At 66.5% G+C, this 11,743-nt stretch carries 10 protein-coding genes; 6 read left to right on the top strand and 4 right to left on the bottom strand.

Annotated elements, in window-relative coordinates:
• Positions 1–178 precede the first annotated feature (178 nt).
• Entirely contained in the window at positions 179–1,327 is a 1,149-nt protein-coding gene (locus N5J29_RS11250) for a heparan-alpha-glucosaminide N-acetyltransferase domain-containing protein (RefSeq protein WP_164151812.1), read from the top strand.
• Between the two features lie 88 nt (positions 1,328–1,415).
• Positions 1,416–3,170 (top strand): oligopeptide:H+ symporter, encoded by a 1,755-nt coding sequence (locus N5J29_RS11255; protein ID WP_065174593.1) that lies wholly within the window; start codon positions 1,416–1,418, stop codon positions 3,168–3,170.
• Positions 3,171–3,215: 45 nt separating this feature from the next.
• Here the strand turns inward: N5J29_RS11255 and N5J29_RS11260 are convergent, their stop codons facing one another.
• Both N5J29_RS11260 and N5J29_RS11265 read right to left on the bottom strand, forming a co-directional pair.
• Positions 3,216–5,204, bottom strand: a complete 1,989-nt coding sequence (locus tag N5J29_RS11260) for a prolyl oligopeptidase family serine peptidase (protein WP_164151801.1) — start codon at positions 5,202–5,204, stop codon at positions 3,216–3,218.
• Between the two features lie 163 nt (positions 5,205–5,367).
• Positions 5,368–6,003: a LysE family transporter gene (locus N5J29_RS11265; RefSeq protein WP_053516190.1), complete on the bottom strand. Its 636-nt coding sequence runs from the start codon at positions 6,001–6,003 to the stop codon at positions 5,368–5,370.
• Between the two features lie 138 nt (positions 6,004–6,141).
• Here N5J29_RS11265 and N5J29_RS11270 point away from each other — a divergent pair, with 138 nt between their 5' ends.
• The 3 genes from N5J29_RS11270 to N5J29_RS11280 all read left to right on the top strand — a co-directional run bounded on the left by N5J29_RS11270 (position 6,142) and on the right by N5J29_RS11280 (position 8,190).
• Entirely contained in the window at positions 6,142–7,047 is a 906-nt protein-coding gene (locus N5J29_RS11270) for a LysR family transcriptional regulator ArgP (protein WP_053516191.1), read from the top strand.
• Between the two features lie 67 nt (positions 7,048–7,114).
• A complete protein-coding gene (locus N5J29_RS11275) occupies positions 7,115–7,699 on the top strand; it encodes a hypothetical protein (protein ID WP_053516192.1) in 585 nt (194 codons plus the stop codon).
• Positions 7,700–7,743: 44 nt separating this feature from the next.
• Entirely contained in the window at positions 7,744–8,190 is a 447-nt protein-coding gene (locus N5J29_RS11280; protein ID WP_065182375.1) for a GNAT family N-acetyltransferase, read from the top strand.
• Positions 8,191–8,217: 27 nt separating this feature from the next.
• Here the strand turns inward: N5J29_RS11280 and N5J29_RS11285 are convergent, their stop codons facing one another.
• Together N5J29_RS11285 and N5J29_RS11290 are read right to left on the bottom strand one after the other, a co-directional pair.
• Positions 8,218–8,625 (bottom strand): hypothetical protein, encoded by a 408-nt coding sequence (locus N5J29_RS11285; protein ID WP_164151800.1) that lies wholly within the window; start codon positions 8,623–8,625, stop codon positions 8,218–8,220.
• 65 nt (positions 8,626–8,690) lie between these two features.
• Entirely contained in the window at positions 8,691–9,806 is a 1,116-nt protein-coding gene (locus tag N5J29_RS11290) for a PAAR domain-containing protein (RefSeq protein ID WP_080375221.1), read from the bottom strand.
• Positions 9,807–10,020: 214 nt separating this feature from the next.
• On the opposite strand from N5J29_RS11290, the gene mqo reads away from it, so the two are divergent.
• Positions 10,021–11,706, top strand: coding sequence for a malate dehydrogenase (quinone) (gene mqo / locus N5J29_RS11295; protein ID WP_164151798.1), 1,686 nt, complete (start codon positions 10,021–10,023; stop codon positions 11,704–11,706).
• Positions 11,707–11,743 lie beyond the last annotated feature (37 nt).

Consider the following 11,743-nt stretch of genomic DNA (forward strand, 5'->3'; position numbering starts at 1 on the left):
TCCCTGCCACGCTAGCGTTCAGGGGGCGGCAAGTCCAGCACACCGCAGCATGACAAGCGCCAGCGGATCAGGCAGGACACCGATCAGGCACAGGCAGCAGACGCATCCGGCACATTCCGGCTGGGCATCCCGCAAACGATATGTTATATCTTTTCGATTGAACGACATCGCCGCCCGCATGCCCTCTCCGCCACCGGCCCGCCTCACCTCCATCGACCAGCTGCGCGGCACCGTCATGCTGTTGATGCTGCTCGACCACGTGCGCGAGACCTTTTTCCTGCAGCACCAGGTCAGCGACCCGATGGACGTATCCACGGTCTCCCCCGCGCTGTTCGCGTGCCGCCTGCTGGCCCACCTGTGCGCACCGGTGTTCGTGCTGCTGACCGGCCTGTCGGCCTGGCTGTATGGCCAGCGCCAGGCGGATCCGCGCCGGGCCACGGCCGCGTTCCTGCTCAAACGCGGGCTGTTCCTGGTGGTGCTGGAACTGACCCTGGTGAATTTCGCCTGGACCTTCCAGCTGCCTCCGGACACCGTGTACCTGCAGGTAATCTGGGCGATCGGCCTGAGCATGGTCGCGCTGGCCGGCCTGCTGTGGCTGCCTCGCGCGGCGCTGCTGGCGCTGGCGGTACTGCTGGTGGCCGGCCACAACCTGCTCGACGGCGTGCGCGTGGCAGGCGACGGTGTGCTGCCGGTGCTGTGGAAGGTGCTGCACCAGCGGGACTGGATCGAGGCCGGTGCACTCCGGCTGCGCACGTCCTATCCGGTGCTGCCGTGGATCGGGGTGATCGCGCTCGGCTATCTGATGGGGCCCTGGTTCGCGGCGGACCGCATGCCAGCGCAGCGTCACCGCTGGCTGGTGTGGGCTGGGCTGGCAGCGCTGGGCATGTTCGCCCTGCTGCGGTTCGGCAACGGCTATGGCGATACGCCCTGGCAGTTCCAGCAGGACGCGCTGCGCACCTGGATGAGCGTGTTCAACGTGACCAAGTATCCGCCATCACTGCAGTTCCTGTTGCTGACCCTGGGCGTTGGCCTGCTGTGGCTGCGCCTGTTTGAGTGGCCTGCGATGGCACGGGCGTTGAGGCCGCTGGCAGACATCGGCGCAGCACCGATGTTCTTCTACCTGCTGCATCTGTATCTGCTGAAGCTGCTGTATCTGGCGGCGCTCGGGTTCTGGGGGCCGACCCACGGCAGCCTGTACGCTCTCGATTCGGTCGCCGGCCTGATCCTGGTGGCCTGTGCATTGGCGGTGCTGCTGTACCCGCCGACGCGGGCATTCGCGCGGTTCAAGGCGCGTCGGCGCGACCTGGGCTGGCTGCGATACCTGTGACCCCGCTCGCCGGGCGCGGCCTGATGCTGCCCGCCACGGGCGCGGCGGCGGGCCTATAATCGCGCCCTTTCCGCAGTGCCCGCCGTCGATGACCGTTGCCGCTCCCGCTTCCGACGACTTCCTTGGCCACCCCAAGGGCGTCTACGTCTGCTTCTTCACCGAAATGTGGGAGCGCTTCTCCTTCTATGGCATGAAGGCGCTGCTACTGCTGTACCTGACCAAGTACCACCTGTTCGGCGACAAGGCCGGACTGGACCTGCTTGGCGCCTACGGTGGCCTGGTGTACTGCATCCCGGTGTTCGGCGGCATGCTGGCCGACCGCTGGCTGGGCATGCGCCGTGCAGTGCTGTTCGGCGGCATCCTGCTGGTGCTGGGCCATCTCGGCATGGCCTTCGAAGGCCACGCGGCATACCGGGTCAACGGTGAAGTGGTGCGCGACACCTCAGCGCTGGCGGTGACCTATCTGTCGCTGGCGCTGATCATCATGGGCGTGGGCTTCCTCAAGCCGAACATCTCCACCATCGTCGGCAAGCTGTACGCCAAGGACGATCCGCGCCGCGACTCGGGCTTCTCGCTGTTCTATGCCGGCATCAACCTCGGGGCGCTGTTCTCGTCGCTGGTGTGCGGCTTCCTCGGCGAGGCCTATGGCTGGAAGTATGGCTTCGGCGCGGCGGGCATCGGCATGCTGGCCGGGCTGGCGATGTTCCTGTGGGGGCAGAAGTACCTGCACGGGCATGCCGAGCCGCCACAGCCGGCCGCGCTGAAACAGCGGGTGCTGGGCCTGCCGCGTGAATGGCTGATCTATCTGTGCGCGGTGCTCGCGGTGCTGCCACTGGCGTGGCTGATGTGGGCCGCCGGTAACGGTGCGTTCGCTCTGGGCGGCGAAATCAGCCTGGCGTTGATGCTGATGCTGGTGGTGCTGGGAGGCGTGCTGGTCTGGTTCGCCTGGTTCACCGGCAGCCAGTGCACGCCGGTGCAGCGCCAGCAGATGATCGCGCTGATGGTGCTGATTTTCCTGGCGCTGGTGTTCTTCACCCTGTACGAGCAGTCCTATGGCTCGTGGGTGACGTTCACCGATCGCCTGCTGACCAAGGACATCGTTCCCTCGCTGGTGATCACCGACGGCACGCCGCTGCCCTGGTCGATCCTGTCGTTGCTGCTGGCGCCGCTGGGCTTCGTGGTCAGCGCGCGCCTGACCGAGCGTCGACCGGGGTCGGCCGCGCCGCGCCGGTTCTTCATTGCCATCGTCGCGCTGATGCTGGTCCTGCTGGTGCGCGACTGCCTGGTGATTCCGCAGACCGCCGGCTCCCTGACCTATCTGGGCGGACTGTTCCTGGTGCTGCTGGCGCCGGCCTTCGCCGCCCTCTGGACCTGGATGGACCGTCGCGGCTGGGAGCCGGGCAAGCCGGTCAAATCCGCCTGGGGCCTGGTGATCGGCGCGCTCTCGTTCGTCCCGCTCGCATTGGCCGCACAGCAGGTCGGCGCCACCGGCGAGATGGCCAGCGTGTGGTGGCTGGTCCTGGCCTACTTCCTGTTGGCCAGTGGTGAGATGTGCCTGTCGCCGGTGGGCCTGTCGGCCGTAACGCAGCTGGCCGTGCCGCGGGTGATGAGCCTGATGATGGGCACCTGGTTCCTGGCCACAGCGTTCTCCGAGACGCTTGCCGCGCTGTTCGGCAAGCTGGCGGCCATCGATGTGCCCGAAGGCGGCACGCTGGACATGGCGGCGGCGGCCGGTGCGTATGCGCACCTGTTCTGGCTGCTGATGTGGATCGGCCTGGGCTGCGCCCTGCTGGCCTTCATCGCCGCGCCGCTGCTGAAGCGGATGATGCACGGGGTCAGGTAACTGCACTGCGCGGCGGCGGATCGTGGATCCGCCGCCACTCTGCGTTTACGGCGCCTTGCCCTTCCCTGCCGGCGCCGATGCCTGGGCGGTCTTGCCTCCCAGGCTGCGCGACAGGAATGCGAGCAGCTTGTCGTAGTACTCGGTGCGATGGGCCAGGGTGTAGAAGCCGTGCCCCTCGGTCTTGTAGTACAGGCTTTCCACCGGCGTCCCGGCACGCTTCAGTGCCGCTTCCATGCGCTCGGTGTGCTGGATCGGCGCACGCTTGTCTTCGCCACCGGCCGCGAGGAACACCGGCACCTTGATCTGCGTGGCCAGGTTCACCGGCGAAACCGCGCCCAGCTTGGCCGGATCACCCAGCCATTCGCGCAGGAAGGTCACGCCCGAGTCGCGCTCCTGCACATCGCCGCGGGCGAACATCAGCGGCAGGTCGTACACGCCGACATAGCCGGCCGCGCACTGGTACAGCCCCTGTTCGCGGGCAGCGCCCATCATCGCGGCGTAGGCCCCGTAACTGGCACCGTAGATGCAGATGCGTCTGGCATCGGCGATCCCCTGCGCGATCGCCCAGCGGGTGGCGTCGGTGACGTCATCCTGCATCGCGGCGCCCCATTGCTGGGCGCCGGCCTGGGCATGCGCGCGGCCATAGTTCCCCGAGCCACGGAAGTTGACCTGCAGTACGGCGTAGCCGGCGGCGGCCAATATCTGCGTCTCGCGGTCGTACTGGCCATTGTCGAACACGTGGAACGGTCCACCGTGCGGCATCACCACCATCGGCAGGTTGCGTCCGTCGCTGCCGGAGGGCACGGTGAGGAAGCCGTGCAGCGGCAGGCCGTCGCGCGCCTTGAGTGCCACCGGACGCACCGTTGCACTGCGATCGATGTCGATCCAGTCGCTGCGGCTGATCAGGTGATCAGCCTTGCGGGCCTCCGTGTCGTACACATAGAAGTCGCCGGGATTGGTGCCTGACCAGGTCTCCACCAGCACCACGCGGCCATCCCGGGTACTGGAGGTGATGTAGACCGGCCCCCCGAAGGCCGCCTCCAGGCTGCGGTACAGGCGCGCCTCCGGCGACTTCTCGTCGAAGAACCGGGTCCGTGGTGTGTCGCCCATAAACAGGGCGCCCACCGGCACATGGGTGCCGGGCCGGCGGATGATGCGGTACGGATCGACCACCTCGTCGCGCAGCACGACAGCGCGCTCGCCGGTCTGCGGATTCCAGCTGACGATGGCATCCGGCCCCTGCGCCTGCTCGGCCTGCAGGTACGCCAGGCTGCCATCGGCGGAGAAGCCGATCGCGGTCTCGATGCGCGTGCTCACCGCCTCATCGTTGATCATCTTCCAGCTGTCGCCCGATCGCTCGCGGTAGTACAGCTTGTTGACATTGTCGCTGCCGGACCCGTGGACGAAACGGACTTCGCCCTGGCCATCGGTGGTGAACTCACCGCGCCGCACCGGCGAGGAGGCCATGCGCACACGCCTGCCGCTGGCCACGTCCATGCGTTCGACGCGGGTGAACGGATCCTCCGCGAACGGCCATACCGTCACCAGCACGTTGCGTTCGTCGCCGGGCAGATCATCGGCCAGGAACGCCGCGACCGCCTCGACTTTCTTCGGCTGGATGCGGGTACCCGGGCCCTTGCTTTCGACGCGGTAACCGACCAGCAGCTCGCCGCGATTGCCGTTGGCATCGATGGCGTAGAGCTCGCCGGTGGGATTGGGCTTATCCAGCGCGCCCCACTTCTCGGCCAGGCCGATCAACAGCCGTTCGTTGCTGACCCAGTCGAATTCGTAGGCGTGATTCTTCTGCGGCGGGCGGAAGCTGCCCACGAGCTGCTTGTCGGCCAGCCGCATCACCGCGATCGCGGTGCTGTCCTCCATCGGCACGGTGGCAGCGACATACTCGCCCCCCGGCGATATCTTGATGTCGGTGAAGGTCTCCTGGCGCAGGAACTGCGCCAGATCCACCGCCCATGCGCTGCCCGCGGCAACGCTACCCACGACGACCAGTGCGGCCGTCAACATCGTCCTGCGCATCCTTCCCCCTGCTCCGATGGACACCTTGTCCTGTACACGGATTCTAGGCAGGCGCCGTCTGTCCCGCCAGAGCCGGAAAAGACGACGGCACCGTTGCCGGTGCCGTCGTTGCCACTGCCTTGGAGAGAGAGTCAGGACGTGGGTTCGGGGGGCGTGCGCCGGGTCAGTGGACCCCGCGCACCGCCAGTGTGAGGGCCAGGATGCTGAGGATCACCGCGATGGTGCCGTCAAGCACACGCCAGGTGCTGGGCTTGGTGAACAGCGGCGCCAGCAGGCGTGCACCGAGGCCCTGCGCGGTCAGCCACAGGCAGCTCGCGGTGACCACGCCGGCCGCGAAGGCCATGCGTGCGTGCCCGAAGTTCTCGGCAATGGAGCCGATGACCATCATGTCCAGCCAGAAGTGCGGGTTGATCAGCGAAAAGCCGACCGCCGCCATCAGCACCGCGCGGCGGCTGCCGTCGTCGCTGTCGGCTTCACCCATGCCACCGCCACCGGCAATGGCGCGGCGCGCCGACTTCATCGCGTACCAGGCCAGGAAAGCCACGCCGGTCCACAGCACGGCCGAGGTCAGCCACGGCAGCGCCGAGGTCAACGTGCGCAGGCCGGCCACGCTGGCGAAGATGAAGAACGCATCGATGGCCGCGCAGGTGGCGACCACCGGCACGATGTGCTTGCGCAGGATGCCCTGGCGCAGGATGAAGGCGCTCTGGGCACCGACCACGGCGAACAGGCCGATGCCGGTGGCTGCACCAGAGAACCAGGCACCGAGGCCGGTGCCGGCGGAGATGACCGAAAACATGGGATTCATTGCCTTCTCTTGCTGGGGGGACGGTGCCTCGCGAAGGCGGACAGCACCGGGTACGGGCGCCATTGTCGCGCCGCAACATACAAAAGACGAGCTAAACTTCCTAAACCAACATTAGCGGAACTTAATAACATGCGCATCGACCATGCCCAGCTGCGCGCGCTCGCCGCCGTGATCCGCGAAGGCAGCTTTGATCGCGCGGCGCAGTCGCTCAATGTCACCCCCTCGGCCATCTCGCAGCGGGTCAAGGCGCTGGAGGATCGTGTCGGACGCCTTCTGGTGAAGCGTGGCGCACCCGCCACTGCCACCGCCGAAGGCCAGGTGCTTGTGCAGCTGGCCGAGCAGACGGCCCTGCTCGAGCATGACGCCCTGCACCGGATGGGCCTGGCCGATGAAGATCTGCCCCAGGCCAGCATCCCGGTGGCGGTGAACCACGACAGCCTGGAAACCTGGTTTCCGCAGGCGGCGCAGCAGTTCGCACTGGGTACCGGCACCACGCTCGACCTGCGCGTGGAAGACCAGGACCATACCGTGGAGCTGCTGCGGCAAGGCACGGTGCTCGGCGCGGTGACCACCCTGGACGAGCCGGTGCAGGGCTGCCAGATCCATGCACTCGGCAGCATCCGTTACGCGGCCACCTGCACGCCGGAGTTCCGCGAACGGCACTTCGCCAAGGGCGTGACCGCGCAGGCGCTGGCACAGGCACCGGTACTGGTGTTCAACCGCAAGGACGAAATGCAGTCGCGCTTTGCCCGGCGCATGGCCGGCGATGACCTGCCCAGCACCGCGCCGACCTGGTGGATTCCCTCCACCCGTGCCTTCGTGCAGGCCAACCTGGGCGGCATGGGCTGGACCATGAACCCCCTGCCGCTGGTCAAGCGGCACCTGGATGCCGGCCGCCTGGTCTACGTGCGACAGCGCGCGTGGGAGGACGTGCCGCTGTACTGGCAGCACTGGAAGGGCGATGTACAGACCATGGCCCTGCTGACCCGCGCGGTGCTGGAGGCATCCTCGACGCTGGTGCGGCGCAGGCGCTGACACCGTATGCATCCCCTCCACAGCGGGCATGCCTCTACTGTGCGGAATCCGATGACAGGACGGGCCGATGCAGACCGATCCGCTGTTCCTGCATATCCGCGTGGTGATGGGCATCATCCTGGGCCTGTCGATCACGACCCTGCTGAAAGGGATTGCGCAGATCATCGAGCATCCGCAGCGACGCGGCTGCTCGGCACTCCATCTGTGCTGGGTGGCATGGACGCTGGTGTCGCTGGTCACCTTCTGGTGGTGGGAGTTCCGCCTGATCGAAGTCCACCGGTGGACGTTCGAGACCTATCTGTTCGTGATCTGCTACTGCGCGACCTGGTTCCTGCTCTGCGCCCTGTTGTTCCCGGATGACCTGCGCGACTACGGCAGCTACGGCAATTACCTGATGCAGCGCCGACGCTGGATATTCGGCGTGATCGGCGCGCTGACGCTGCTGGATCTGGTGGACACCGCGATCAAGGGCACAAGCCGGTGGCATCTGCTGGGCGCGGCGTATCCGGTCCACACCCTGCTGATGCTGCTGGTGGTCCTGCTGGGCTGGAAACTGCACTCCAGCCGGGCACAGCTGCGACTGGCCGCGGCCACCCTGCTCTACCAGATCGGCTATTTCACCGCCGAATACTTCACAATCGGCAACGATTGAACGAGACGGGCAGTTCCTTCAGCGCCCGGTCACAAGGAGGTGCCATGACCATCCGTTACCGCGATGCCCACCCCGACGATGCCGCCGCCTGCATCGACCTGCGCGGGCGTACCCGCGAGAATGCCTTCAGTGCAGCGCAGCTGGCCGAGCTGGGCATCACGACGCAGAGCTGGGCCGAAGGCATCTGCAACGGAGATTTCATCGGACGCATCGCCTGCGACGGCGAGCGCATGGCCGGCTACGGGTTTGCCGACCGCGAAAGCGGCGAGGTGCTGGTTCTGGCCCTGCTGCCGGAGTACGAGAATCTGGGCATCGGCCGACGTCTGCTGCAGGATGTGGTCAGCCTGGCCCGGGATGCCGGTCACCACCGGCTGTTCCTTGCGTGCTCGGCCGACCCGCGCTCGCGCTCGCATGGCTTCTACCGCCATCTCGGCTGGTGCCCGACGGGCGAGATCGACGAAACCGGCGACGAGATTCTCGAACTGCGTTGACCCCAAGCGGAGTGCTGGCCGCTGCGGTCAGTCGACGTCGACCACGTGCAGCTGCGCCTGGACCACCTGCGCCTCGGCGCCGGTGGAACCGGGTGTCAGATTGATCGAGAACTGCAGGGTCACATCCATCGGGCGCAGGGCGAAGCGTGTCAGCTCCTGCGGCTTGATCGGGAAACCGATGCGCAGGGACTGGCCCGCGCGCAGCTCCTGCATCTGCTGCCGCAGCGCGGCCGAGGCCATGCCGCTGCGCAACGCCGTGGTCTTCTCGGAGTGGTTGTCCTTCACCCTGACCGACGGGCCACGGCTGCGGATGTACTCCAGCGGCAGCGACACAGGCTCGCTGCCGCTGTTGCGCAGTTCCAGTTCGACGTTGAGGGTGTCGCCACGGAAACGGCACTGGGCATCGTCCACGCAGCGCGCATGAAGTTCGATCATGGGAGGAAGCTCCTTGCTGTGGGCCGGCAGCGCTGCGGCAGCGGCAAAAGTGGCAATCAACGAAATCACTTGACGGTGCATGTTATCTCCCGGCCGATTTCCCGGCTCAGCAGTTCACGTACTTCCCGCGCGATGTTCCAGGCATGACGCGGCCGGGTCACCGCGCAGTCCACGGAATTCATGATGGTCGCCGCCGGATCGGTCAGCTCACGGGAATCCGGAACGGCAACCAGCACCTCCGGATCCAGAGTGCCATCGGGCTGGACGTAACGCACGGTCTCTTCGTCCGGGTCGTTATACGAATACTCGTCCGGCACGCCCAGGGTGTGGGCGAACTCGTGGGCGAATGTCCAGGCCGTGGTCGACACGGAGACATCGATATCCGGGAATTCCACCTGCTCCCGGTCATAGGTGCGATGAACGATCAGCCTGTAGTCGCTGCCGCCCTGCACCCACCGCACCTCGTAGCGGATCGGGAAGCTGCGGGTGCCGCACGCGGGATCATGGACGTCCAGCGTGAACCGGCCGTTCCAGAACTGATCGATGCCGCGCTCCATGCGCGCCTTGACCGCCGCCACCTCGGCAGCGGTGACGCCGGGCTTGGGCATCACCTGCACCTTGATCGACACCACCACCTCGCCCTGGGCCTGCAGCGGAACATCGATGCGGTAGCTGACCTGGAAAGGATAGTCATGCTTGTCGCCATTGACGTCATAGGCTTCGTAGTAGCGCCCGTCCACGTCACGGTCGATCTGCGCATCATGGTCCGCCACCCAGCACTGCGGCGCGTCCTCGTCGCGCACGGCGGTGCCGGGCGCTGCGAAGGGGGGTGTCTGCAGGGTCGGCTTCAACAACGGCGCGACGATCGCTGCGATCGCCGCCACTCCGGCGCCTGCACCTGCGCGCCCTCCACCGCCGGCCACCACGTGGGCGCGCTGCTGCTTGCCCGATACCAGTGCGCAACCGCAGCTGGCCCTGTCGCCATCGCGGGCGACCGGCTGGCCATCGATGACCAGGGTGGCATCGCCGGAAACGATCGAACCCGGACCATGGCGTGCACAGATGACACGGTCGCCGACACGCGCCACGGCGCGCCCTTCGATATCGGTATGCGGGGAACCTGTAAGGACCGAACCGCCCGTCTGCAGGGCGTCACCCACCACGATCAGCATCCGTGACATCGTTGCGCGGCCCCTCCGTGGCCGGTGGTCGTTCTGGAATCAGCCGACAAGTCTACCCCGGAGCGACCGCCGGCAGGATGATGCATTGCACAAAAACCGGACCCGTTCCGGGTAGAATCCTCTGCAAGGATGCTGCAAGGCGTTGTTTCTTCACGCCCTTCCCCTGCCCAGCGCGCATCCTGATCTCCTCCCCTCCGCCAACGATCCCGCCCCCATGAAGAAATTTGGCAAGGCCCTGCTCGCCCTGCTCGTGCTGTTCCTGCTGGCTGCCGCCGTGTTCCTGTACTGGCCGCTGACCCAGCGCTCCGTCCCCGCCGCCAGCAACGACAAGCCTGTCGACGTTGTGCTGGTCGGCGCCGGCATCATGAGCATCACCCTGGCCACCTACCTGCAGGAACTGCAGCCGGACTGGAACATCCAGGTCTATGAACGCCTCGACGGCGTCGCCGGCGAAAGCTCCGACGGCTGGAACAACGCCGGCACCGGCCACTCGGCATTCGCCGAGCTGAACTACACCCCGGAACTGCCCGACGGCAGCATCGAGACCAAGCGTGCGGTCGGCATCGCCGAATCGTTCGAGGTCTCGCGCCAGTTCTGGTCGCACCAGGTGAAGGAAGGCCGGCTCAGCGAGCCCAGCGACTTCATCAACCCCACGCCGCACATGAGCTTCGTCTGGGGCGATGACAACATCGCCTACCTGCATAAGCGCCAGCAGGCGCTGGTGAAGAACCCGCTGTTCTACGGCATGCAGTACTCGGAAGACCCGGCACAGATCCGGCAGTGGGCTCCGCTGATGATGGAAGGCCGCGATCCGAAGCAGAAGGTCGCTGCGACCTGGATGCCACTGGGTACCGACGTCAACTTCGGCGTGATCACCCGCCAGTTGACCGCCGGCCTGCAGCGCAGTCCGAACTTCAGCCTGCACCTGAACCACGAAGTCTCGGCACTGCGGCAGAACGCGGACAAGAGCTGGAACGTCACGGTGAAGGACCTCAAGGCCGGCACCGAGAGCACCACCCACGCCCGCTTCGTGTTCATCGGTGCCGGCGGCGCCGCGCTGAAGCTGCTGCAGATGTCAGGCATTCCCGAGTCAAAGGACTACGCCGGCTTCCCGGTGGGCGGCCAGTTCCTCGCCTTCCAGGGCCAGGACGTGACCTCGCGCCATGGCGTCAAGGCCTATGGCATGGCCGAGACCGGTTCGCCGCCGATGTCGGTGCCGCACCTGGATGCGCGCAAGCTGGACGGCAAGCCGGTGGTCCTGTTCGGACCGTTCGCGCTGTACAGCACCAAGTTCCTCAAGCACGGCTCGTGGTGGGACCTGTACTCGTCGGTGACCCACAACAACGTTGCGCCGATGCTGGAAGTGGGCAAGGACAACCTGGACCTGGTGCAGTACCTGATGAGCCAGGCGCGGCTGAATGATGCCGACCGCCAGGCCGAACTGGTCAAGTACTTCCCCAATGCCAAGCCGGGCGACTGGAAGCTGGTCACCGCAGGCCAGCGCGTGCAGATCATCAAGCGCGACCCGTTGAAGGGTGCGGTGCTGCAGTTCGGTACCGAGATCGTGACCGACAAGGACCACACCATCGCTGCGCTGCTGGGCGCTTCGCCCGGTGCCTCGACGTCGCCGCCGATCATGCTGGATCTGATGGCCAAGGCCTTCCCCGAGCAGATGAAGGCCGGCTGGGAAGCCCGCCTGCGTGAGATCGTGCCCTCCTACGGGCGCAAGCTCAACGACAGTGCGGCACTGGTCAACGAGATTCGTTCGATGACCAGCCAGACCCTGAAGCTGCCCTACCTGGAAGTGCCGGCCGATGCCATGGCTGCACCGGCCACACCGCCGGCGCCGACGCCGGGCAAGGAAAAGCGCAACGCCAACGAGGAACTGCAGGCGCTCTGAGCCCGGGTCTTCGATGACACCTACGGACGGCCACCTT

Origin of the sequence: Stenotrophomonas sp. GD03680, assembly GCF_029844625.1 — a bacterium.
GTDB classification, from domain to species: domain Bacteria; phylum Pseudomonadota; class Gammaproteobacteria; order Xanthomonadales; family Xanthomonadaceae; genus Stenotrophomonas; species Stenotrophomonas maltophilia_P.

What these genes read in the sequence shown, in the direction of transcription:
- N5J29_RS11250 (WP_164151812.1), top strand. Translation starts at nt 179, where the DNA reads ATGCCCTCTCCGCCACCGGCCCGCCTCACCTCCATCGACCAGCTGCGC.
- N5J29_RS11255 (WP_065174593.1), top strand. Translation starts at nt 1,416, where the DNA reads ATGACCGTTGCCGCTCCCGCTTCCGACGACTTCCTTGGCCACCCCAAG.
- N5J29_RS11260 (WP_164151801.1), bottom strand. Translation starts at nt 5,204, where the DNA reads ATGCGCAGGACGATGTTGACGGCCGCACTGGTCGTCGTGGGTAGCGTT.
- N5J29_RS11265 (WP_053516190.1), bottom strand. Translation starts at nt 6,003, where the DNA reads ATGTTTTCGGTCATCTCCGCCGGCACCGGCCTCGGTGCCTGGTTCTCT.
- N5J29_RS11270 (WP_053516191.1), top strand. Translation starts at nt 6,142, where the DNA reads ATGCGCATCGACCATGCCCAGCTGCGCGCGCTCGCCGCCGTGATCCGC.
- N5J29_RS11275 (WP_053516192.1), top strand. Translation starts at nt 7,115, where the DNA reads ATGCAGACCGATCCGCTGTTCCTGCATATCCGCGTGGTGATGGGCATC.
- N5J29_RS11280 (WP_065182375.1), top strand. Translation starts at nt 7,744, where the DNA reads ATGACCATCCGTTACCGCGATGCCCACCCCGACGATGCCGCCGCCTGC.
- N5J29_RS11285 (WP_164151800.1), bottom strand. Translation starts at nt 8,625, where the DNA reads ATGATCGAACTTCATGCGCGCTGCGTGGACGATGCCCAGTGCCGTTTC.
- N5J29_RS11290 (WP_080375221.1), bottom strand. Translation starts at nt 9,806, where the DNA reads ATGTCACGGATGCTGATCGTGGTGGGTGACGCCCTGCAGACGGGCGGT.
- mqo (WP_164151798.1), top strand. Translation starts at nt 10,021, where the DNA reads ATGAAGAAATTTGGCAAGGCCCTGCTCGCCCTGCTCGTGCTGTTCCTG.